Genomic DNA, 23,508 nt, shown 5'->3' with positions numbered 1-23,508 from the left:
CGTGCCCCAATTTTTCATCGAACGTCCGATCTTCGCGTGGGTGATCGCGATTCTGATCACCCTGGGCGGCGCGCTCACGATCTCGCGGCTCGGCATCGAGTCGTATCCGCAGATCGCGCCGCCGCAGGTCATCGTCAACGCCACCTACGCCGGCGCGAGCGCCGAGACCGTCGAAAAAACCGTCACGCAGGTCATCGAGCAGCAGTTGAACGGCATCGACAACCTGCTCTACTTCTCGTCGTCGTCGAACTCCAACGGCTCGTCGTCGATCACGCTGACGTTCAACAGCGGCACGAACGCCGACATCGCGCAGGTGCAGACGCAGAACCGCGTGTCGCTCGCGCTGCCGCGCCTGCCGTCGGAAGTGACGCAGCAGGGCGTCGTCGTCGCCAAGGCGAACGCCGGCTTCCTGATGGTCGCGGCGCTGCAGTCCGAAGACGGCTCGCAGGATTCCTACGCGCTCAACAACATCGTCTCCTCGCGCATCCTCGACCAGATCCAGCGCGTGCCGGGCGTCGGCAGCGCCACCCAGTTCGGTTCCGAGTACGCGATGCGCATCTGGCTCGATCCCGACAAGCTGCAGGGCTACGGCCTGTCGCCGACCTCGGTGCTCACCGCCGTGCGCGGCCAGAACGTGCAGTTCGCCGCGGGCTCGATCGGCACGACGCCGTCGGTCGACAAGCAGGGCGTGTCGGCCACGGTCATGGCCGAAGGGCGATTCTCCACGCCCGAGCAGTTCGAGGCGATCCGCCTGCGCACGCTGCCCGACGGCACCGCGGTGCGCATCAAGGACGTCGGCCGCGTGACGCTCGGCCCGTACAGCTACGGCCGCGAAACGCACTACGGCAAGAAGGCGATCGCGGGCTTCGCGGTGCAGCTCCTGCCCGGCGCGAACGCGCTGCAGGTCGCCAACGACGTCAAGGCGAAGATGGCGCAGATGCAGCCGAGCTTTCCGCCCGGCGTGACGTGGTTCGTACCGTACGACAGCACGACGTTCGTCAAGCGGTCGATTTTCGAAGTCGCCGAAACGCTCGCCATCGCGGTCGTGCTCGTGTTCGTCGTCATGCTGGTGTTCCTGCAGAACCTGCGCGCGACGATCATCCCGACGCTCGTGATTCCGGTCGCGCTGATGGGCACGTTCCTCGGCATGTACTTCATCGGCTTCACGATCAACCAGCTGTCGCTGTTCGGCATGGTGCTCGCGATCGGCATCGTCGTGGACGACGCGATCGTCGTTATCGAAAACGTCGAACGCATCATGAGCGAGGAACATCTGACGCCGAAGGAAGCGACGAAGAAGGCGATGACGCAGATCACCGGCGCGGTGGTCGCGATCACCGTGGTGCTCGCCGCGGTATTCATTCCGAGCGCGATGCAGGGCGGCTCGGCCGGCGCGATCTACCGCCAGTTCGCGCTGACGATCGCGATCTCGATGGGCTTCTCGGCGTTCCTCGCGCTGTCGTTCACGCCGGCGCTGTGCGCGACGATGTTGAAGCCCACGCACCCGGAACCGAACGCGTTCTTCCGCTGGTTCAACCGCGTCTTCGACCGCACGCTCAACACGTATACGCGACAGACCGAACACGCGGTCAGGCGTCCGCGCCGCTGGATGGCGCTGTTCGCCGTCGTCGTCGTGCTGTGCGGCTTCCTGTACACGCGCATGCCGTCGAGCTTCGTGCCCGAGGAAGACCAGGGCTATACGCTCGCGCTGATCCAGCTGCCGCCCGGCGCGTCGTTCGATCGCACCAACAAGGTGATGGAGACGGTCAACGAGATCCTCTCGAAGAACGAGGCGGTCGAAGCGGTGCTGCAGGTGACCGGCTTCTCGTTCGTCGGCCAGGCCGACAACGTCGGCATGGCGTTCGTGCGCCTGAAGCCGTGGGAGGACCGCAAGACCACCGCCGCGCAGTTCATCCAGCAGGCGAACGGCGCGCTGTTCATGGGCCTCAAGGACGCCACCGCGTTCGTCGTCAACCTGCCGACCATCCAGGGCCTGTCGCAGTTCGGCGGCTTCGAGATGTACCTGCAGGATCGCAGCGGCGCCGGACACGACGCGCTCGTCGCGGCGCAGAATCAGCTCCTCGGCAAGGCGGCGCAGGAGAAGGACATCCTGCAGGGCGTGCGTCCGAACGTGCTGCCGGAGGCGCCGCAGCTCAAGATCGACGTCGATCGCGTGCAGGCCGAATCGATGGGGCTTTCCGTCACCGACGTGTTCAGCGCGATCCAGCTGATGCTCGCGCCGGTGTACGCGAACGACTTCTTCTACCAGGGCCGCGTGCTGCGCGTGGTGCTGCAGGCCGACGCGCCGTTCCGCATGAACCCGGATGCGTTCAGCCGGTTCTTCCTGCCGAGTTCGCAGCCGACCGCCGCATCGGGCGCGGGTTCGGGCTCGGCGACGCCGAACATGATTCCGCTCTCGAGCGTCGTGCATTCGCAATGGATCATGGGGCCGCCCGCGCTCAACCGCTTCAACGGCTATTCGGCGATCCAGATGAACGGCTCGCCGGTGCCCGGCAAGAGTTCGGGCGACGCGATGAAGGCGATGCAGGACATCATCACGAACGACCTGCCGCAAGGCTTCGGCTACGACTGGGCCGGCCAGTCGCTGCAGGAACTCATCTCCGGCAGCCAGGCGCCGCTCTTGTTCGCGCTGTCGATCATCGTCGTGTTCCTGTGCCTGGCGGCGCTGTACGAAAGCTGGTCGATTCCGGTGTCGGTGATGCTGATCGTGCCGCTCGGCGTGCTCGGCGCGGTCGTGTTCTCGCTGCTGCGCGGACTGCCCGACGACATCTACTTCAAGATCGGCCTGATCACGATCATCGGTCTCGCCGCGAAGAACGCGATTCTGATCGTCGAATTCGCGGTCGAGGCGCAGCAGCACGGCAAGTCGCTGCGCGAGGCCGTGCTCGAAGCGGGCCGTCTGCGCATGCGGCCGATCCTGATGACGTCGTTCGCGTTCATCCTCGGCGTGCTGCCGCTGGCGATCTCGTCCGGCGCCGGCGCCAATGCGCGCCATGCGATCGGCACGGGCGTGATCGGCGGCATGATCTTCGCGACGTTCCTGGGCCTCTTGTTCGTGCCGATCTTCTACGTCGCCATCCGGCGTCTGCTCGGCGATCGCACCGACGAGGCGGCCGACAAGAAGGCATAGCACTCGCGACAATGCGACAGCGATACGAAAGGGCGGCGATTGCCGCCCTTTCCTTTGTGGCGGCCGCCGAAACGCACCTACGCGCCGCGCCGACGTTGGCGCCCGGCGAACGGCCGGCGAATCCCAAGCTACGTGTTACGGGCTCCGCTTGCCGCGGCGCGATTCGCGTACGCGTCGCGCACGGCGACCGCGACGAGCACGAGCGCGCACGCGCCCGACAGCGCGAGCGGCGAAAGCCGCGTCGACACCGGCGCGACGAGCGCGAGCGCCGCGACGCCGCCGACGTGCGACGCCGCGAGCCGGCGCGTGATCGTCCAGCGAAACGCCGCGTTGCCGGCGAGGTACAGCGCCGCGCCGCCGAGCACCGCGAGCGCCGTCTTCGCATCGCCGTGACCGGCCGGATGCGCGAGCACGAATTCGTCGCCGACGGCGCTGACGATGATGCCCGCGACGATCGCGACGTGCATGTACGTGTAGGCGATCCGCGCGATACGGCCCGGGTCGTCCGATTCGACGATGCGCGCGGTGCCGGCATCGGCCGCCGCGTCGAAGTAGATCCACCACATCGCGACGCTGCCGGCGAACGACACGGCGAACGCCGCGAGCGCCGTCGCGTTCCACTCGCCTTGCGCGAACGTCGCGCCGGTCACCAGGATCGATTCGCCGAGCGCGATGATCACGAACAGCGCGCAGCGCTCGGACAGATGCCCGCCCTCGACGTTCCAATCGCGCGTGAGCGAACGGCCGAGGCCGGGGACGTAGAAGCCGAGCGACGGCGACGCGACCTCGATCGCCAGCGCCGCGATCCACAGCGGCAGGCGCCATTCGCCGAACGTCGCGCCGGCGAACCAGAACGCCGCCGACAGGACGAGCCAGGCGAGGATGCGTTGAAAATTCCGCACCATGTTCGTATGACCGGCGACAGCCCACAGAACGTACGCGGTGCGCCCGACCTGCATGCAGACGTACGCGCCGGCGAAACCCCACGCGCGCTCGCCGAACGCCTGCGGCAGCGACGCCGACAGCACGAGGCCGGCGAACATCATGACGAGCAGCAGCACGCGCGTCGGCACCTTCTCGGGGTCGAGCCAGTTCGTCACCCATGACGTGTAGATCCACACCCACCACACGCCGAGCGTCAGCAGCAGCGTCTCGATCGCGCCGACCGGCGTGAAGTGCAGCATCAGGTGATGCGACAGCTGCGTCACCGCGAACACGAAGACGAGATCGAAGAACAGCTCGACCGTCGTGACCTTGCCGTGTCCGTGGCCGTGCTCGCGCAACAGGCCGCGATCGTGCTGCATCGTCGCTCTCCGTCATGGGCGTCGCGCCATGCTACAGGCCCGGCGCCGGCCCGCGAACTCGGCCGGCGGCATGAGTTGCGCTCCTGCCGCCGGACCACGGCAAAGCCGGCGGGCGCGTGCATAATCGACGACGGATGTGTGGGGCCGCATGGAGGCACATCCGCGGGGATGCCGGCGCTGCGCGCCGGAACGAGCATCGACACAGCCACGCAATGCCGCATCGCGGCAGGTCTGCGTGCGTGCGCACTCGCCTCGACGAAGGCTCGAATCGACAGGGACAACACGCGCGATCGCCGTGGCGGCGTTCGCGAGGTCGCCGTCGCCACGCCTTGTCCGTCGAGGAGAGTCACCCGATGCATCACCGCGTTAGAACCGGCGTCCTGGCCGGCCTCATGACGTTGCTCGCCGGCGCGCCCGCGCTCGCGATCCAGCCGGCCGCCGACAGCGGCCCGCGTACCGAATCCGTGGCGAAGGTTCCGGCGCGCCCGTTCGTCGCGCCGTCGCTCGACGCGCTGCCGTCGCTGCGCGACGCGGCGTCCGATCCGCGCCTGGCGTCGCGCCTCGCGCCGTTCCAGGCGCGCTACGGCGGCACGTGGGAAGTGCGCTGGGACGATCGCGGCGACCGCCCGAACGTCGTGCAGGGCAGCGGCGTGCCGCTGATTCCGGGCCGCGGCAACGCGCTCTCGCCGCAGGCGTTCGGCGTCGCGCGCGAGACCGATCTGAATCTCGGCGCGGTGGCCGCGAAGGCGCGCGAGTTCGTCGATTCGGCGGCAGACCTCCTCGCCGCCGGCAATCTGGAATTGAAGCTCGACGCCGACCGCAGCGTCGTCGTCGGCGGCGACTCGCCGGTGTGGTTCGTCGAGTTCGGCCAGCACAAGAACGGCGTGCGCGTCGACGGCGCGTTCGTCTACGTGCGCATCGCGCAGGGCAACGTCGTGCAGTTCGGCGCCGAACGCGTCGCCGACGTCGCGATCGACACGACGCCGGCGTTGACGCGGGAAGCCGCCTTTCAACGCGCCTGGGACGAACTGGCGTTTCCGGCCGATGCGGCTGTCGGCGAGTTTCTCGAACGCGGCGAACTGCGCATCTATCCCGCGTTGCGCGACGGCGACACGGCCGGCGAAACGTATCGCGGCGCACCGGGCGGCGGCTACGCGCACGTGCTCGCGTGGCGCTACGTGTTCCGCATCGCCGGCGACGACGAGGCGACGTGGCAGGTGCTCGTCGACGCGAACACGAACCGCGTGATCGAAGTGCGCGACCTCGCGGTCAACGTCGACGCGAAGGTGTCCGGCGGCATCTATCCGACGACGAACAGCGACACCGAGATCGTCGTCGACTTTCCGTTCGCCGCGGTCACCAACACCACCGCGAAGGTGACCGACGCGCTCGGCATCTACGACTACTCCGGCGGCACCGCGACGTCGGCGCTCGACGGCAAGTACTTCCGCATGTCCGACAACTGCGGTTCGATTTCGCTGTCCAACACGACCGACGGCAATCTCGCATTCGGCCAGAGCGCGGGCACCGACTGCATCACGCCGGGCGTGGGCGGCGCGGGCAACACGCACGCGTCGCGCTCGGGCTTCTACCACCTGACGAAGATCAACCAGAAAGGACGCACGTTCTTTCCGTCGAACACCTGGCTGCAGAGCAAGGTCACGGCGAACATGAACATCGTCGCGACGTGCAACGCGTCGTGGAACGGCACGTCGCTGAACTTCTACCGCTCCGGCGGCGGCTGCTCGAACACCGGCGAAATCGCCGCGGTGTTCCTGCACGAGTGGGGCCACGGCCTCGACACGAACACCGGCGGCGCGGCGAGCGAGAACGGCAGCGGCGAAGCGGTCGGCGACACGTTCGCGTTCCTCGAAACGCGCGACTCGTGCATCGGCCAGAACTTCAAGCCCGGCGTCGACTGCGCCAACTGCGTCGCCTGCACCGGCGTGCGCGACGTCGGCGACTTCGGCGTGTCGGCGCCCGCGGCCAAGCGCGCGAGCCCGGCCAACATCACGAACGACGCCGGCCCGAACTGCGACCGCTACATCGGCCAGGGCGGCGTCGCGTGCCCGTACGTGCACCCGACCGCCGGCGTGCCGTACCGCGGCCCGATGGGCTACGAGGGCCATTGCGAAAGCTATATCGCGAGCGGCGCGAACTGGGATCTGGCGCAGTCGCTGATCGCGAAGTTCGGCAACGACGGCTGGGGCAAGATGGACCGCATCTGGTACGCGAGCCTGACGCCGTCCAAGAGCGCGTACCAGGTCGCCTCGGGCGGCCAGTGCAACACCTCGGCGGTCGTCAACGGCTGCGGCGCGACGAACTGGTACACCGTGTTTCTCGCGGCCGACGACGACGACGGCAATCTCGCGAACGGCACGCCGAACGCGTGCCGCATCTTCGACGCGTTCGACGCGCACGGCATCGCGTGCGGCACGCGCCCGGTCTGCTCGGGCGATACGCCGGACTTCCGCCTCGCGGTGACGAACTCGCCGCAGAACGTGTGCGCGCCGACGAGCGCGACGTTCAATCTCAACGTCGCGAGCGACCTCGGTTTCAGCGCGCCGGTAACGCTGTCGGCGAGCGGCAATCCGCCCGGCACGACGGTGACGTTCGCGCCGAATCCCGTGACGCCGGGCGGCAGCGCCGTCGCGACCGTCGACACGACCGGCGCGGCCGGCACGACCAGCGGCACGCTGACGTTCAGCGGCACGGCGACCGGCAGCCCGGGCCACAGCGCGACCGCGCAGCTAGACGTCGCGGTCGGCGCGCCGGCCGCGCCCGCGCTCACCGCGCCGGCGGACGGCGCGACGGGCGTCGATCCGGGTTCGGCGCTGACCTGGGCCGCGGTGCCCGGCGCGACGTCGTACACCGTAGAAGTCGCGAGCGACGCCGGCTTCGCGACGATCGTCGCGACGCAGACGCTCACCGGCACGAGCTGGAACGTGACGGGCGTATCGCCGTCGACGACGTACTGGTGGCGCGTGCGCGCGACCGGCACCTGCGGCGCCGGCGCGAATGCCGTCGCGCGTTCGTTCACGACGTCGAACCTCGTGTGCAGTTCGCCGAATCTTGCGATTCCCGACAACAACACGAACGGCGCGACGAGCACGCTCACCTTCACCGACGCCACGGCGATCACCGGCGTCAGGCTCAAGCTCAAGGCGACGCACACCTACGTCGGCGACCTGCGCTTCACGCTCGCGCGCGGCGCGGCGAGTTCGATCGTGATCGACCGCCCCGGCGCGCCCGCATCGGCGAACGGCTGCGACAAGCCGAACATCGACGTGACGCTCGACGACGCGGCGACGACGACGGTCGAAAGCCTGTGCAGCGCGACGTCGCCGGCGCTCGGCGGCACGGCCAAGCCGAACAATCCGCTCGACGCGACGTTCGGCGGCGGCGCGTTCGGCGGCACCTGGACGCTCAAGGCGGTCGACGTCGCGAGCGGCGACACCGGCACGGTCACGCAGTGGTGCCTCGAGCCCAAGACCTCGGCGGCGGCCACCTACAGCGTCGGCGGCACCGCGACCGGCATCGCAGGTTCCGGCCTCGCGCTGTCGCTCAACGGCGGCGCCGCGTTGCCGGTCGCGGCCGGCGCCGCGACGTTCACGTTCCCGACGAACCTCGCGAGCGGCACCGCGTACACGGTGACCGTCGCGTCGCAGCCGACCGCGCCGAGCCAGACCTGCACGCTGACCAATGCGACCGGCACCGTCGGCAGCGCCAACGTCGTGAACGTCGGCGTGTCGTGCACGACGAACACGTTCGCGGTCGGCGGCACGGTCGCCGGCATGACCGGCACGGGTCTTGCGCTGTCGCTCAACGGCGGCGCGAACTTCGTGCTGAACGCCAACGGCGGCTTCACGTTCCCGAACGCCGTCGCGAGCGGCGCGCCGTACACCGTGACGATCGCCGCGCAGCCGACGAACCCGAGCGACGTCTGCACGATCGCCGGCGCCAGCGGCACGGTCGGCAGCGGGCCGGTCACCGGCGTCGTCGTCAACTGCGTCGATCGCATCTTCGGCGATACGTTCGAAACGCCGTAACCGCGGCGAAGGCAAAAAAACGGAGCCGGCGACGGCTCCGTTTTTTCATGCGGGAAGCGAAAACGTCAGCGCAGCCCGGTCTCGTTGCGCGCGATCACCATGCGCTGGATCTCGCTCGTGCCTTCGTAGATCTCGGTGATCTTCGCGTCGCGGAAATAGCGCTCGAGCGGCATTTCCTTCGAGTAGCCCATGCCGCCGTGGATTTGTACCGCCTGGTGCGTAATCCACATCGCCGACTCGGACGCCGTGAGCTTGGCCACCGCCGCCTCGGTCGAGAAACGGCCGCCCGATTCCTGCGCCTGCTGCTTCGCCCACGCGGCGCGCAAGGTCAGGAAATACGACGCGTCGAGCCTGCACTTCATGTCGGCGATCTTCGCCTGCGTCATCTGGAAGCTGCCGATCGGCTGGCCGAACGCCTTGCGCTCCTGCGAATACGCGATCGTCGCCTCGTACGCGGCGCGCGCGAGACCCACGGCCTGCGACGCGATGCCGATGCGGCCGGCGTCGAGCACGCCCATCGCGATCTTGAAGCCATGGCCTTCTTCGCCGATCACGTCTTCGGGGCCGACGCGATAGTCGGTGAATTCGATTTCGCACGTCGCGGAGGCGCGGATGCCGAGCTTCGGCTCGGTCTTGCCGCGATGAAAGCCTTCGCGCCCGGTGTCGACGATGAACGCAGTGATGCCGCGCGCGCCCTTGGTCGCGTCGCTGATCGCGAACAGCAGAATGTACTTGGCGACCGGGCCGGACGTGATCCAGCTCTTCTTGCCGTTGATGACGAAGCTGCCGTCGGCCTGCTTGGCGGCCTTGCAGCGCATCGCGGTGGCGTCGGAGCCCGACTGCGGCTCGGTCAGCGCGAACGCGCCGATCGCCTCGCCCGACGCGATCGGCGCGACGTAGCGCAGCTTTTGTTCGTGCGTCGCGAATTTCAACAGGCCGTTGCAGTACAGCGTGTTGTTGACCGACATGATCGTCGAATGCGCGCAGTCGGCCGCGGCGATTTCGATCATCGCGAGCACGTAGGAGATCGAATCGAGGCCGGCGCCGCCGTATTCGGTCGGCACTTCGATGCCCATGAGGCCCATCGCGCCCATTTCGCGGATGTTGTCGAGCGGAAATTCGCCCTTGTGGTCGAATTCGGCCGCGACCGGCGCGATGCGCTTCTGCGCGAAATCGCGCGCGATGGCCTGGATCGACAGCTGATCTTCGGTAAATCGGAAGTCCATGGGCGTAGCTCCTGGTTGGCTGCGTCGTTTTCGAAAGCCCGCGATTTTATCGATTCCGCCGCTTTCGTGCTTGCGACGCACAAATTGCGCCTACGGAAAGGCGCAGGCGCGCCGCGAACGCGCATCGAGCATCCACGGCAGCAGCGCGTCTTCGGCGTACGCGCGATGCCAGATCACGTGCCGTTCGTTCGGGTATTCGGTATAGCGCGGCGCGGCGCCCATCGCGCGCAGCGCGCGCACGATCGCGCGCGAACCGACGAGATCGCCGCCGTCGCCGGTTTCCACGTCGGTATCGTCGTCCTTTTCGCCGTGGAACAGCCACAGCGGCACGCCGACGAGCGGCGCGAGGCCCGTGACGTTCGTCGCGCCGGACATCGGCACGCCGGCCGCGTAGCAGTCGGGCTTGAGCTTCAACGCGTCCCACACGCCGGTCGCGCCGCTGGAAAGGCCCGTCAGCACGATGCGGCGCCGGTCGATCGGAAAACGTTTCAACGCATCGGCGACGACCGCGGCGACGCGCGTCGGCGGCCAGTACGCGCCGGTCGTCTGCGGTGCGACGTAGACGAGCGGAATGCGGCCGGCGAGCGCCGTGTCGATCAGCTCCATCGACCCGTTGCCGTAGCCTTCGAGCTGCGAGACGTTGTCGGTGCCGTCCTGACCGTCGCCGTGCAGGAACACGATCAGCGGCAGGCGCTCGCCGTTGCGTCGACCCGGCGTTTCGATCGCGCGATAGTCGTTGCCCGGCGCGGCCGTAAAAGCGGCCAGCGCGGCGTCGTCCACGGCGCGCACCGCGCCCGGCGCCGCCAGCGCGAAAAGAAAGCCCGCGATCGATCCGTAAAGCCGCATTGCGTCGTCGTCCGTGCCTGCCGCGAGCGGCCGAATATACCGACACGCGCGTTGACGCTGAACCGCGCCGCCGCTACGCTAGCCGTCCATCTCTCAATCAAGATGAAAGGATAGATTGTGGATCTCGCCGCGACGTCGGCCCTCCTGCGCCTGTTGTCCGATCCGACGCGCGTGCGCCTCCTGGCGCTGCTCGAACGCGAGGAGCTGACCGTGGCCGAGCTGTCGGCGGTGTTGCGCCTGGCGCAGCCGCGCGTGTCCACGCATCTGGCCAAACTCAAGGAGGCCGATCTCGTGCGCGACCGCCGCGCCGGCGTGTCGGCCTACTACCGCCGCAACGCCGAGCTGCCGCCGCGCGAGGAAGCGCTGCTGCGCGCGCTCGAGGCGAGCGTCGACGACGCGATGCTGCGCGAGGACGACGAACGCCTGCCCGCCGTGCTCGCGCAGCGCGCGCGGGCCGAGGGCTGGGCCGATTCGGTCGCCGGCGACATGGAACGCCACTATTCGCCGGGCCGCACGTGGGAAGCGCTCGCCCGCGCGATGATGCAGCTGGTAGACGTCGGCGACGTGCTCGACGTGGCCTCGGGCGACGGCGTGCTCGCCGAACTGCTCGCGCCGCGCGCGCGTTCGATCGTCTGCGTCGACGCGTCCGAACGCGTCGTGCAGGCGGCACGCGCGCGCCTGAACAACTGGAAAAACGTCGAAGTGGTCGCCGGCGACATGCACGCGCTCGACCTCGGCGCGCGCCGCTTCGACCTGGTTTTGCTGATGCACGCCCTCACCTATACCGACCGGCCCGGCGCGGTTGTCGCCGAAGCGGCGCGTCTGCTCAAGCCCGGCGGGCGCGTGCTCGCCGCGACGCTCGGCCGCCACGCGCACCGCAACGCGGTCGAGCCGTTCGACCATCGCAATCTCGGCTTCAAACCGGACGAACTGCGCGAGTTTGCGCGCAAGGCCGGCCTCGACGTCGTCGCGTGCGAACGCGCGACGAAGGAACGCCGGCCGCCGCATTTCGAAGTGCTGACGCTGCTCGCGAAGAAACCGTGAGCGCAAAGGAAACCGCCATGAAAACGCTACCCTGGCTCAACCCGGACCGTGCGCAAAAGCTCATCGACGCGCTCGCGCAGCGCATCCTCATCATCGACGGCGCGATGGGCACGATGCTGCAGGGCTACAAGCTCGACGAGGCCGGCTATCGCGGCGAGCGCTTCGCGCAAGGCTTCGACGCGCGCCACCAGCACGTGCACGACCACAGCCATCACGTCTGCGATCTCAAGGGCAACAACGACCTGTTGCTGCTCACGCAGCCCGAGATCATCAAGGCCGTGCACACGCAGTACCTCGAGGCCGGCGCGGATCTCCTCGAAACCAACACGTTCAACGCGACATCGATCAGCCAGGCCGACTACCACCTCGAACACCTCGTGTACGAGCTGAACAAGGAAGGCGCGCGCGCGGCCCGCGAGTGCTGCGATGCGATTGAAGCGAAGACGCCCGACAAGCCGCGCTTCGTCATCGGCGTGCTCGGCCCGACGAGCCGCACGGCGTCGATCAGCCCGGACGTGAACGACCCGGGCTTTCGCAACGTCACGTACGCGGAGCTCGCCAAGACGTATCGCGAAGCGGTGCACGGCCTGATCGACGGCGGCGCCGACGTCGTCATGGTCGAGACGATCTTCGACACGTTGAACGCGAAGGCCGCGCTGTACGCGATCGAAGAAGTGTTCGAGGAGCGAGGCTCGCGCCTGCCGGTGATGATTTCGGGCACGATCACCGACCGTTCGGGCCGCACGCTGTCGGGCCAGACGGCCGAGGCGTTCTTCTATTCGATGCGCCACAGCCGGCCGCTGTCGATCGGGCTCAACTGCGCGCTCGGCGCGAAAGACCTGCGTCCGCACGTGGAAACGATGGCGCAGATCGCCGACTGCTACGTGTCGACGCATCCGAACGCCGGCCTGCCGAACGCGTTCGGCGAGTACGACGAAACGCCGGAGGAAATGGCCGCGACGATCCGCGAATTCGCCGAAGCGGGATTCCTCAACCTCGTCGGCGGCTGCTGCGGCACGTCGCCGGCGCATATCCGGGCGATCGCCGAGGCGGTGGCGGGACTCAAGCCGCGGGTGCCGGTGACGTATCCGGTGAATGCGGCGGCCTGACGATTCTTCCGCTCGTCGCTCCACGCTCGTCATTCCAGCGAAAGCTGGAATCCAGCTTTTCAGGCGTCGAAAGTCAAAGGCTGGATCCCAGCTTTCGCTGGGATGACGAGCGAAGACGAGCAAAGCAAAAAACATCAAAGCAACGGAAACATGACCACCTCCCCCGCTACACCCGACTGTCCGGCCTCGAACCGCTCGTGCTCACGCCCGAGCTCTTGTTCGTCAACGTCGGCGAACGCACCAACGTCACCGGCAGCGCGCAGTTCAAGAAGCTGATCAAGGAAGGCCGCTACGAAGAGGCCGTCGACGTCGCGCGCCAGCAGGTCGCCAACGGCGCGCAGATCATCGACGTCAACATGGACGAAGGCCTGATCGATTCCGAGTTCGCGATGGTGCGGTACCTGAACCTCATCATGTCCGAGCCCGACATCGCGCGCGTGCCGGTCATGGTCGACTCGTCGAAGTGGAGCGTCATCGAAGCCGGCCTGCAGTGCCTGCAGGGCAAGGGCGTCGTCAACTCGATCTCGATGAAGGAAGGCGTCGAAACGTTCGTCGAACAGGCGCGCAAGGTGCTTCGCTACGGCGCCGCCGTGGTCGTCATGGCGTTCGACGAAGTCGGCCAGGCCGACACCTGCGAGCGCAAGGTGGAAATCTGCACCCGCGCCTACCGCATCCTCGTCGACGAGGTCGGCTTTCCGCCCGAAGACATCATCTTCGACCCGAACGTCTTCGCCATCGCGACCGGCATCGAGGAACACAACAACTACGCGGTCGATTTCATCGAAGCCACGCGCATCATCAAGGCGACGCTGCCGCACTGCCATATCTCGGGCGGCGTGTCGAACGTGTCGTTCTCGTTCCGCGGCAACGAGCCGGTGCGCCAGGCGATCCACGCGGTGTTCCTGTATCACGCGATCAGGGCCGGCATGGACATGGGCATCGTCAACGCCGGCGGCCTGCCGATCGTCGACGATCTCGACCCTGACCTGCGCGAGCGCGTCGAAGACGTCGTGCTCAACCGCCGCAGCGACGCGACCGAACGCCTGCTCGAAATCGCCGAACGCTACAAGTCCAAAAAGGGCGAGGCCGCGGTCGAGACGCAGGCATGGCGCGAGCAGCCGGTGCGCGAACGCCTGAAGCACGCGCTCGTGCACGGCATCGACCAGTACATCGAAGGCGACACCGAAGAAGTGCGCCAGCTTTCCACGCGCCCGCTCGACGTGATCGAAGGCCCGCTGATGGACGGCATGAACGTCGTCGGCGACCTGTTCGGCGCCGGCAAGATGTTTCTGCCGCAGGTGGTCAAGTCCGCGCGCGTGATGAAGAAGGCCGTCGCGTACCTGCTGCCGTTCATCGAGGAAGAAAAGCTGCGCACCGGCGACGCCGGCAAGAGCAACGGCAAGATCGTGATCGCGACCGTCAAGGGCGACGTGCACGACATCGGCAAGAACATCGTCGGCGTGGTGCTCCGCTGCAACAACTTCGACGTGGTCGACCTCGGCGTGATGGTGCCGACGCAGAAGATTCTCGACGCCGCGCGCGAAGAGAACGCCGACATGATCGGCCTGTCGGGCCTGATCACGCCGTCGCTCGAGGAAATGAGCCACGTCGCCAAGGAAATGCACCGCCAGGGCCTGGCGATGCCGCTGCTGATCGGCGGCGCGACGACGTCGCGCGCGCATACCGCGCTCAAGATCGAGCCGCACCACAAGGCGCCGACCGTATGGGTGAAGGACGCCTCGCGCGCGGTCGGCGTCGCGCAGTCGCTGATCTCGAAAGACCTCGTCGACGAATTCATGGCGAAGATCCGCCACGAATACGCCGAGATCCGCGAACGCCACAAGGATCGCGGCCCCGGCAAGAAGCTCGTGTCGCTCGCCCACGCGCGCGGCCAACGCTTCGACGGACGCTGGAACGACTACGTGCCGCCGACGCCGAACACCCCGGGCATCACCGTGTTCGACGACTATTCGCTCGCGGAACTCGCGCAGTACATCGACTGGACGCCGTTCTTCTCGACGTGGGAACTCGCCGGCCACTACCCGGCGATCCTCGACGACGCCGTGGTCGGCACGCAGGCGCGCGAGCTGTTCCGCGACGCGCAGGCGATGCTGAAGAAAATCATCGACGAGCGCTGGCTGCGCGCACGCGCGGTGATCGGCCTGTGGCGCGCGAACGCGGTCGGCGACGACGTCGAGGTGTACGCGAACGAACCGGGCAAGCCGCTCGCGACGCTGCGCTTTTTGCGCCAGCAGGTCGACAAGCCGGCCGAACGTCCCGACTTCTGCCTCGCCGACTTCGTCGCGCCGAAGGCGACCGGCGTCGCCGACTGGGTCGGCGGCTTCGCGGTGACGGCCGGCATCGGCATCGAACCGCATCTGGAGCGCTTCGAAGCCGACCACGACGACTATTCGTCGATCCTGTTGAAAGCGTTGGCCGACCGCCTCGCCGAAGCGTTCGCCGAACGCCTGCACGAACGCGTGCGGCGCGAGTTCTGGGGATACGCGACCGACGAGGCGCTGCCGAACGACGCGCTGATCGCCGAAAAATACCGCGGCATCCGGCCGGCGCCGGGCTATCCCGCCTGCCCCGAGCACAGCGAAAAAGGCACGCTGTTCGACCTGCTCGATGCCGAAACGAACACCGGAATCAGCCTGACCGACAGCTATGCGATGTATCCGGCGGCGGCCGTGTCGGGCTGGTACTTTTCGCACCCGGACAGCCAGTATTTCGTCGTCGGCCGCGTGACGAAGGAACAGGTCGAGGACTACGCGAAGCGCAAGAGCTGGACCGTCGAAACGGCGGAGCGCTGGCTCGCGCCGCTGCTCGACTACGATCCGGACTGACGCCGCGTCGCGCTCCCCGAGGCAACTCGGGGAGCGCGCAGTTCGCTACAGCGCGGTTCGTTACAGCATCGGCAGCTTCAGACCCTGCTCGCGCGCGCACTGCTGCGCGATCTCGTAGCCCGCGTCGGCATGGCGCATCACGCCGGTGCCGGGATCGTTCCACAGCACGCGTGCGAGGCGCCTGTCGGCGGCTTCGCTGCCGTCGCAGACGATCACGACGCCCGAATGCTGGCTGTACCCCATGCCGACGCCGCCGCCGTGGTGCAGGCTCACCCACGTCGCGCCGCCGGCGGTGTTGAGCAGCGCGTTGAGCAGCGGCCAGTCGGACACCGCGTCGCTGCCGTCGCGCATCGCCTCGGTTTCGCGGTTGGGGCTCGCGACCGAACCGGAGTCGAGGTGATCGCGGCCGATCACGACCGGCGCCTTCAGTTCTCCGTTGCGCACCATTTCGTTGAACGCGAGGCCGAGCTTGTGGCGCTGGCCGAGGCCGACCCAGCAGATGCGCGCCGGCAGGCCCTGGAAGCGGATGCGCTCGCGCGCCATGTCGAGCCAGTTGTGCAGGTGCGGATCGTCGGGGATCAGCTCTTTTACCTTTTGATCGGTTTTATAGATGTCTTCCGGATCGCCCGACAGCGCGACCCAGCGGAACGGACCGACGCCGCGGCAGAACAGCGGCCGCACGTAGGCCGGCACGAAGCCCGGAAAGTCGAACGCGTCGACGCAGCCCTCGTCCTTCGCCATCTGGCGGATGTTGTTGCCGTAGTCGAACGTCGGCACGCCCATCTTCTGGAACGCGAGCATCGCGTCGACGTGCACGCGCATCGAGCGCTTCGCCGCGTCGCGCGTGCCGTTCGGATCGCTCTTGCGGCGTTCGAACCATTCGTCGACCGTCCAGCCGATCGGCAGATAGCCGTTGACGGGATCGTGCGCGCTCGTCTGGTCGGTCACCGCATCGGGACGCACGCCGCGGCGCACCATCTCGGGCAGGATTTCGGCGGCGTTGCCGAGCAGCGCGACCGATACCGCCTTGCCTTCGACGCCGTAGCGCGCCAGACGCGCGAGCGCGTCGTCGAGGTCGGTCGCCTGCTCGTCGACGTAGCGCGTCTTGAGGCGGAAATCGATGCGGCTCTGCTGGCATTCGATCGTCAGCGACGACGCGCCCGCGAGGCTTGCCGCGAGCGGCTGCGCGCCGCCCATGCCGCCCAGGCCCGCGGTGAGGATCCATCGCCCCTTGAGGCTGCCGCCGTAGTGCTGGCGGCCCATCTCGACGAACGTTTCGTACGTACCCTGCACGATGCCCTGGCTGCCGATGTAGATCCACGAGCCGGCCGTCATCTGGCCGTACATCATGAGGCCCTTTTTGTCCAATTCATTGAAATGTTCCCAATTGGACCAGGCCGGAACGAGATTGGAATTGGCCAGCAGCACGCGCGGCGCGTCGGCGTGCGTCGGGAATACGCCGACCGGCTTGCCGGACTGGATCAGCAGCGTCTCGTCGTCGTTCAGATCGCGCAGCGCGCGCAGGATCGCGTCGAAGCATTCCCAGTTGCGCGCGGCGCGGCCGATGCCGCCGTACACCACGAGTTCGGCCGGGTTCTCGGCCACTTCCGGATCGAGATTGTTCTGCAGCATGCGGAACGCCGCTTCGCTGAGCCAGCTCTTGCAGGAAAGCGCGGTGCCGCGCGGCGCGCGGATGACGCGCGTGGTGTCGATGCGGGTCGGGGCGTTCATGGCGGTCTCCGTAAGGCAGGCGGCGATTATAGGCGCTCGTCGCGCGGCGCGGATTCACTGTGCTAGCGCGTTGGAACGCCGTCACGCAACGCTGGCATACTTGGCCGATGACCGGCCTTTCCTTCTTCGCGCGCACCGTTGCGCGCGCGGCGCTCGTCGCCTTCGTCGCTCTCGCCCTCGCCGCCTGCGGCGGCGCTCCGGCCCGCACCGCGCAGCAAGCGCCGGCCGAACGCGACACGCTGATCCTCGTGTCGATCGACGGCTTTCGCACCGACTACCTCGATCGCGGCCTGACCCCGCGCCTGTCCGCGCTCGCGGCGTCCGGCGTGCGGGCGCAGGCGATGCGGCCGTCGTTTCCGTCGCTGACGTTTCCGAATCACTACACGCTCGTGACGGGCCTGACGCCCGACCATCACGGCATAGTCCACAATGTCGTCGAAGACCCGCAGCTACCCGGCCGCTTCGTCTACAACAAGCCCGAAACCGTCGGCGACCCGCGCTGGTGGAACGGCGGCGAGCCGATCTGGGTCGGCGCGCAGCGACAGGGCGTGCGCACCGCGACGATGTTCTGGCCCGGCTCGGACGTCGTCATCCGCGACACGCGCCCGTGGCAGTGGCGCGCGTTCGACAAGAACGTGTCGCCGACCGATCGCGTCGACGCCGTGCTCGGCTGGCTCGCGCTGCCGGCCGCGGAGCGACCGCGCTTCGTCACGCTGTATTTCGAGCAGGTCGACAAGGCCGGCCACGATTACGGCCCCGATTCGGACGAGCTCGCCGCCGCGCTCGCGGCGATCGACGCGGCGCTCGGCCGCCTCGTCGACGGGCTCGCGCAAAAGCGGCTCGACGCGTCGACGAACCTCGTGATCGTTTCCGATCACGGCATGATCGAGACCTCGCGCGACCGCCTGATCTTCGTCGAGGATTTCGTCGATCTCGACCGCATCCGCGCGGTCAATCTCGGCGTCGCGGCCGGCTTCGAACCACAGCAGGGACAGTCGCGCTACGCCGACGCGACGCTGCTGGCACCGCGACCGCATATGCAGTGCTGGCGCAAGAAGGACGTGCCGGCACGGTTCCGCTACGGCTCGCACGCGCGCGTGCCGGCGATCGTCTGCCTCGCCGATCCGGGCTGGATCCTGACGACGCGCGAGTACCTGGCGAACCGCAACGACCGCGTGCCCGCCGGCGAGCACGGCTACGACAACGCCGATCCGCGGATGGCCGCGCTGTTCGTCGCGCACGGCCCCGCGTTCAGGCACGGCGCCGTCGTACCGCCGTTCGACAATGTGGACGTTTACCCATTGCTCGCACACCTGCTCGGCATCCGGCCGGGCGCGAACGACGGCGATCCGGCGACGATGCGCGCGATGCTCGCGACGCCGTAGCGTTCAGCCCGCGAGTTTTTCCACGACCTCGCGATACCGTTGCGCGATGCGTTCGCGCTCGACGTGGCGGCCGTCCTTCACGCGCCACTGCCCGTTCACCATGACGTCGCGCACGAGGTTGCGGTTGCCCGAGAAGATCAGCGTGTCGATCAGGTGCTCGCTCGTGCGGCCGGCGAACTGCGGCGCGGCGTCGTCGAGCACGACGAGATCGGCGCGCGCGGCTTCATCGGAACCTGCGATCGCGCCGATCGCCTGCCCGGCCGACAGCGCGCCGCCGTAGAGCGCGTCGCCCCACAGCGTTTCGCCGACGCTCGAACTCGAGCTCGACACGGCGATGTTGCGGTGACGCGTGGCGAGGCGCTGGCCGTATTCGAGCCAGCGCAGTTCCTCGATCGGCGACACCGAGATGTGACTGTCCGAACCGATGCCGAACACGCCGCCGGCATCGAGATACGCCTTGAGCGGAAACAGGCCGTCGCCGAGATTCGCCTCGGTCGTCGGACACAGGCCGGCGACCGCGCCGGTCGCGGCGAGGCGCCGCGTTTCGTCGTCGGTCAGATGCGTGGCGTGCACGAGCGTCCAGCGCGGATCGACCGGCGCGTGATCGAGCAGCCACTCGACCGGCCGCGCGTTGCGCAGCGCGAGGCAGTCCTGCACCTCGCCGATCTGCTCGGCGATGTGGATGTGGATCGGCGCGTCGTCGACGAGACCGCTCGCGAGCACCGCGTTCAACGCATCGGGCGGCACCGCGCGCAGCGAATGCAGCGCGACGCCGACACGCAGCGTCGAATGTTCCAGGCCGCGCAGGCGTTCGACCAGTCGCAGGTATGCGTCGGTCGCGTGTCCGAAGCGGCGCTGGCGCTCGCCGAGCGGCCGGCCGTCGAAGCCGCCGGTCTGGTAGAGCGTCGGCAGCAGCGTCAGGCCGATGCCGGTTTCGCGCGCGGCCTCGACGAGCGCGAGCGACATCGCGGCGGGGTCGGCGTAGGGCTGCGCGTCGGGGCGGTGGTGCAAATAGTGGAATTCGCACACTTGCGTATAGCCCGACTCGAGCATTTCGGCATAGAGCTGCGCGGCGATCGCCTGCAGTTCGTCGGGGCCGACGCGGCCGGCGAACGCATACATCGTTTCGCGCCACGTCCAGAAGCTGTCTTCGGGATTCGTCTGACGTTCGGCGAGGCCCGCCATCGCGCGCTGGAACGCGTGCGAGTGCAGGTTCGGCATGCCCGGCACGACGTAGCGGCCGAGGCGCTCGCCGCCGCCCGCGTCGGCGTCGATGTCGATCTGCGCGTAGCGGCCGTCGCGCACGTCGAGCGCGACGCCGGCCTCCCAGCCCTGCGGCAGCCATGCCTGGTCGGCGAAGTAGCGGGTCATCGTGTTCTCCTTGCTCGCGCGAGGCGCGCATGGTGCGGCTTTGCGCTCGCCGCGCCAAGTCCCGCGTCGCGCGAACGGCACGCCGGCGCTGCTACCATCGGCGCATGGATACGCTCTGGGACACCCTCATCGTCGACTGCCGCCTGGCGACGCTGACCGACAACGGCAACGCCTACGGCGCGATCGAGCGCGCGGCGATCGGCTGGAAGGACGGACTCATCACGTTCGCCGGTGCCGCGCACGAATTGCCGGGTCCGCCGGAATCGCTCGCGCGCGACGTCGTTTCGGCCGGCAACGCCTGGATCACGCCGGGTCTCGTCGACTGCCACACGCATCTCGTGTTCGGCGGCGACCGCGCCGAGGAGTTCGAGCAGCGCCTGAACGGCGTCGGCTACGAAGAAATCGCGCGCGCCGGCGGCGGCATCAATTCGACCGTCACGCGCACGCGGGCGGCGAGCGCCGAGGCGCTGTACGCGCAGTCGGTGCCGCGCGCGCGCGCGCTGGTCGCCGACGGCGTCACCACGATCGAGATCAAGTCGGGCTACGGCCTGGATCTGCCCAACGAAACGAAGATGCTCGACGTGGCGCGGCGCATCGGCCGCGACCTCGGCATCACCGTGCGCACCACGTTTCTCGGCGCGCACGCGGTGCCGGCGGAATTCGCCGGGCGCCAGTCGGCCTACGTCGACGAAGTGTGCATCCACATGCTGCCGGCGATCGCGCATGCCGGTCTCGCCGACGCGGTCGACGCGTTCTGCGAAAAGATCGCGTTCACGCCGAGCGAAACGCGGCGCGTATTCGAAACCGCGCGCGGCCTGGGCCTGCCCGTGAAGCTGCACGCCGACCAGCTGAGCGACCTCGACGGCGCCGCGCTCGCGGCGAGCTTCGGCGCGCTGTCGGCCGACCACATCGAGCACACGACGACGCCGGGCGTGCGCGCGATGGCGCAGGCCGGCACGGTCGCCGTGCTGCTGCCCGGCGCGTTCCACGTGCTGCGCGAGACGAAGCTGCCGCCGATCGCGCTGCTGCGCGAACACCGCGTGCCGATCGCGATCGCGACCGACCTCAATCCCGGCACGTCGCCGCTCGTGTCGATGCGCCTGACGATGAGCCTCGCGTGCACGCTGTTCCGGCTGACGCCCGAAGAGGCGCTGCGCGGTGCGACCGTCAACGGCGCGCGCGCGCTCGGCCTCGACGATCGCGGCCGGCTCGCGCCGGGGCTGCGCGCCGATCTCGTGGTGTGGGACATCGCGCATCCGGCCGAGCTTTGCTACTGGCTCGGCGGCACGTTCGCGCGGTCGGTCTACGCCGGCGGCGAAAAGGTTGCGGGCTGACGAACGGCCCTGGTCCGGCGCCGGGCCATAAAAAAACCCCCGCGTGGCGGGGGTTCGTCGCGACGATGGCGTCAGCGGATCAGGCGGCCGGCTTCTTCGCGGCGGCCTTCTTGGCGGCCGGCGCGGCGGCCGGCGCCTTCTTGGCGGCGGCCGGCTTGGCTGTCACGGCCTTGGTCGCGGCTTCCGCCTTGATGCGGTGCGGACGCACGTTGCCGTAGCTGCCGGCGTAGGTCTTGCCCTTGCGCGTCTTCTTGTCGCCCTTGCCCATTCGAGTATCACTCCGAAAAAAACGTGTTGGCTGCGTAGCTTACCAGCGCCCGGCCGCAGCGCAAAACGGACGGCCCGCGAGCCCTCAATGCGCGTGGCCGTGCCCGTGGGCGTCGCCCTTCGGCGGCGCGCAGCGCGGCTCGTTGCAGCTGACGCCGTCGAGCTGCACGGTGACGTGCTCGATGCCGAAGCGCTCGCGCAGCACGCGCCCGACGGCGAGAATCGCCGCATCCGGTTCGACACCGCCGGCCAGGCGTGCGTGCAGCGTCGCGACCCGCACGCCGCCGGCGAGCTGCCACACGTGCACGTGATGCACGTCGCGCACGTCCGGCGCGTCGCGTTCGAGCGTGCCGACGATCGCATCGACTTCCACGCCTTCGGGCACGCCTTCGAGCAGGATGTGCGCCGAACGCTTCAACAGGCGCCACGCGCTGAAGAGAATCAGCAGCGACACGAAGACCGAAATCGCCGGATCGGCCCAGAGCCAGCCGAAATAGCGCACGACGAGCGCCGCGCCGACCGCGCCGAGCGAGCCGAGCAGATCGCCGATCACGTGCAGGCGCGCGCCGGCGGTGTTGAGATCGTCGTGATCGTGCCCGCCGAGCGTGCGCAGCACGAGGAGGTTCACCACGAGGCCGCCGATCGCGACGAGCAGCATCGTGCCCGACAGGATCGGCTGCGGCGAGAAGATGCGCCCGATCGCCTCGTACACGATCCACGCGACGAGGATGAACTGCGTCAGCGCATTGGTGTAGCCGACCAGCACTTCGAGCCGCGCGTAGCCGAAGCTGCGCCTGGCGTCGGCCGGCAGCCGCGCGTAGTGCGCGCCGAGCCACGCGAACAGCAGCGCGAGCGCGTCGACGAGCATGTGCCCCGCGTCGGCGAGCAGGGCGAGCGAACCGGAAATCCAGCCGCCCACCGCTTCGGCGACGAGCGTGACGGTGGTCAGTACGAACGCGAGCAGCAGCTTGCGCGTGCGTCCGGGATCGTCGGCGTAGCCGCCGGTATGCGCGCGCGCCTCGTCGTCGAGTTCGGGGTGGCTGTGGCCGTGCGCATCGCCGCGGTCGTGATCGTGACCGCCGTGATCGTGACGGTGACCGTGCGCGTGGTCGTGGCTGTGCGAATGACTCATGCCGCGCATGCTAGGCAGCGATGGCGCGGTTACACAATCACTGGGGCGTTGCCTCGGGTTACCGATTCTCGATGACGACGAGCTTGGAGAGCCCGAGAAAATTCACGTCGGCGACCGAGCGCACGCGCCAGTCGTGCGCGAGCACCTGCGCCTCGTACGAAAAATCGGAACGAAAGCCGATCCGGTCGGCGAACGCGCGAAACGCCCTGTCCATGAACGACCAGTAGCGGCTGCCGCCGAAGTGGTTGAGCAGGATGATCGTGCCGCCTTTCGCGCAGACGCGGCGCAGCTCGCCGACGAGCGCCGCGGGATTGGGCGTGACCGAATACGTGTACGGCACCGCGACGCAGTCGAACGCGCCGTCGGCGAACGCCATGCGTTCGCCGTCCATGCGCTGCAGCGCGATCTGCGCGCCGTCGAGCGCCGCGACGCGCGCGTGCGCGCGCCGCAGCATGTCGTCGGAAACGTCGATGCCGACCACCGAGATTTCGCGCGCGTAGCGCGACAGCGTCAGTCCGGTGCCGACGCCGACTTCGAGCAGGCGTCGCGGCCGCTGCGCATTGACGGCCTCGGCCAGGCGCCGGCGGCCCGGCTCCAGGATGGCGCCGAACACGAAATCGTAGAGCGGCGCATAGCAGCGATACGTGCGAATCAGGTTCTGCTGCGAGATCTGGCTCATCCGGCAAATCCCTGTCGGCGCCGACCGGCAAGCA

The 23,508-nt window shown here is 68.4% G+C and carries 15 protein-coding genes; 7 read left to right on the top strand and 8 right to left on the bottom strand.

Annotated features, from left to right (window positions below; all coding sequences use genetic code 11):
* Position 1 precedes the first annotated feature (1 nt).
* Entirely contained in the window at positions 2-3,151 is a 3,150-nt protein-coding gene (locus tag OD750_RS05155; protein ID WP_263543198.1) for a multidrug efflux RND transporter permease subunit, read from the top strand.
* 128 nt (positions 3,152-3,279) lie between these two features.
* Here OD750_RS05155 and OD750_RS05150 read toward each other — a convergent pair whose 3' ends face one another.
* The gene (locus OD750_RS05150; RefSeq protein WP_263543197.1) at positions 3,280-4,455 is read right to left on the bottom strand and encodes a low temperature requirement protein A; all 1,176 of its coding nucleotides are present in this window, start codon (positions 4,453-4,455) and stop codon (positions 3,280-3,282) included.
* Positions 4,456-4,808: 353 nt separating this feature from the next.
* On the opposite strand from OD750_RS05150, the gene OD750_RS05145 reads away from it, so the two are divergent.
* Positions 4,809-8,504 carry a hypothetical protein gene (locus OD750_RS05145; protein ID WP_263543196.1) on the top strand — a complete coding sequence of 1,232 codons (3,696 nt, stop codon included), beginning with the start codon at positions 4,809-4,811 and terminating at the stop codon, positions 8,502-8,504.
* 65 nt (positions 8,505-8,569) lie between these two features.
* On the opposite strand, the gene OD750_RS05140 is transcribed toward OD750_RS05145, so the two are convergent.
* Complete coding sequence (locus OD750_RS05140; protein ID WP_263543195.1) at positions 8,570-9,730, bottom strand: acyl-CoA dehydrogenase family protein; 1,161 nt, start codon at positions 9,728-9,730, stop codon at positions 8,570-8,572.
* A gap of 90 nt (positions 9,731-9,820) precedes the next feature.
* A complete protein-coding gene (locus OD750_RS05135; protein ID WP_263543194.1) occupies positions 9,821-10,576 on the bottom strand; it encodes a carboxylesterase family protein in 756 nt (251 codons plus the stop codon).
* A 117-nt stretch (positions 10,577-10,693) separates the two neighbouring features.
* On the opposite strand from OD750_RS05135, the gene OD750_RS05130 reads away from it, so the two are divergent.
* The 3 genes from OD750_RS05130 to metH all read left to right on the top strand — a co-directional run bounded on the left by OD750_RS05130 (position 10,694) and on the right by metH (position 15,575).
* Positions 10,694-11,620, top strand: coding sequence for an ArsR/SmtB family transcription factor (locus tag OD750_RS05130; protein ID WP_263543193.1), 927 nt, complete (start codon positions 10,694-10,696; stop codon positions 11,618-11,620).
* A gap of 17 nt (positions 11,621-11,637) precedes the next feature.
* Entirely contained in the window at positions 11,638-12,729 is a 1,092-nt protein-coding gene (locus OD750_RS05125) for a homocysteine S-methyltransferase family protein (protein ID WP_263543192.1), read from the top strand.
* A gap of 176 nt (positions 12,730-12,905) precedes the next feature.
* Complete coding sequence (metH, locus tag OD750_RS05120) at positions 12,906-15,575, top strand: methionine synthase (protein ID WP_425508217.1); 2,670 nt, start codon at positions 12,906-12,908, stop codon at positions 15,573-15,575.
* Between the two features lie 60 nt (positions 15,576-15,635).
* Here the strand turns inward: metH and hutU are convergent, their stop codons facing one another.
* Positions 15,636-17,306, bottom strand: a complete 1,671-nt coding sequence (gene hutU, locus OD750_RS05115) for a urocanate hydratase (protein ID WP_263543191.1) — start codon at positions 17,304-17,306, stop codon at positions 15,636-15,638.
* Positions 17,307-17,413: 107 nt separating this feature from the next.
* Here hutU and OD750_RS05110 point away from each other — a divergent pair, with 107 nt between their 5' ends.
* Complete coding sequence (locus tag OD750_RS05110) at positions 17,414-18,691, top strand: alkaline phosphatase family protein (protein ID WP_263543190.1); 1,278 nt, start codon at positions 17,414-17,416, stop codon at positions 18,689-18,691.
* Positions 18,692-18,694: 3 nt separating this feature from the next.
* Here the strand turns inward: OD750_RS05110 and OD750_RS05105 are convergent, their stop codons facing one another.
* Positions 18,695-20,062 carry a formimidoylglutamate deiminase gene (locus tag OD750_RS05105; RefSeq protein ID WP_263543189.1) on the bottom strand — a complete coding sequence of 456 codons (1,368 nt, stop codon included), beginning with the start codon at positions 20,060-20,062 and terminating at the stop codon, positions 18,695-18,697.
* Positions 20,063-20,166: 104 nt separating this feature from the next.
* Here OD750_RS05105 and hutI point away from each other — a divergent pair, with 104 nt between their 5' ends.
* Positions 20,167-21,396, top strand: a complete 1,230-nt coding sequence (hutI, locus tag OD750_RS05100) for an imidazolonepropionase (protein WP_263543188.1) — start codon at positions 20,167-20,169, stop codon at positions 21,394-21,396.
* Positions 21,397-21,475: 79 nt separating this feature from the next.
* Here hutI and OD750_RS05095 read toward each other — a convergent pair whose 3' ends face one another.
* From OD750_RS05095 to OD750_RS05085, 3 genes are all read right to left on the bottom strand, one after another.
* Entirely contained in the window at positions 21,476-21,664 is a 189-nt protein-coding gene (locus tag OD750_RS05095) for a 30S ribosomal protein THX (protein ID WP_263543187.1), read from the bottom strand.
* A gap of 84 nt (positions 21,665-21,748) precedes the next feature.
* Positions 21,749-22,795, bottom strand: a complete 1,047-nt coding sequence (locus OD750_RS05090) for a cation diffusion facilitator family transporter (RefSeq protein WP_272841794.1) — start codon at positions 22,793-22,795, stop codon at positions 21,749-21,751.
* 58 nt (positions 22,796-22,853) lie between these two features.
* On the bottom strand, positions 22,854-23,474 hold the full coding sequence (locus OD750_RS05085; RefSeq protein WP_263543185.1) for a class I SAM-dependent methyltransferase: 621 nt from the start codon (positions 23,472-23,474) through the stop codon (positions 22,854-22,856).
* Positions 23,475-23,508 lie beyond the last annotated feature (34 nt).

Origin of the sequence: Tahibacter soli (assembly GCF_025717065.2) — a bacterium.
GTDB classification, from domain to species: domain Bacteria; phylum Pseudomonadota; class Gammaproteobacteria; order Xanthomonadales; family Rhodanobacteraceae; genus Tahibacter; species Tahibacter soli.
This window is presented reverse-complemented; position numbering and strand designations above follow the sequence as displayed.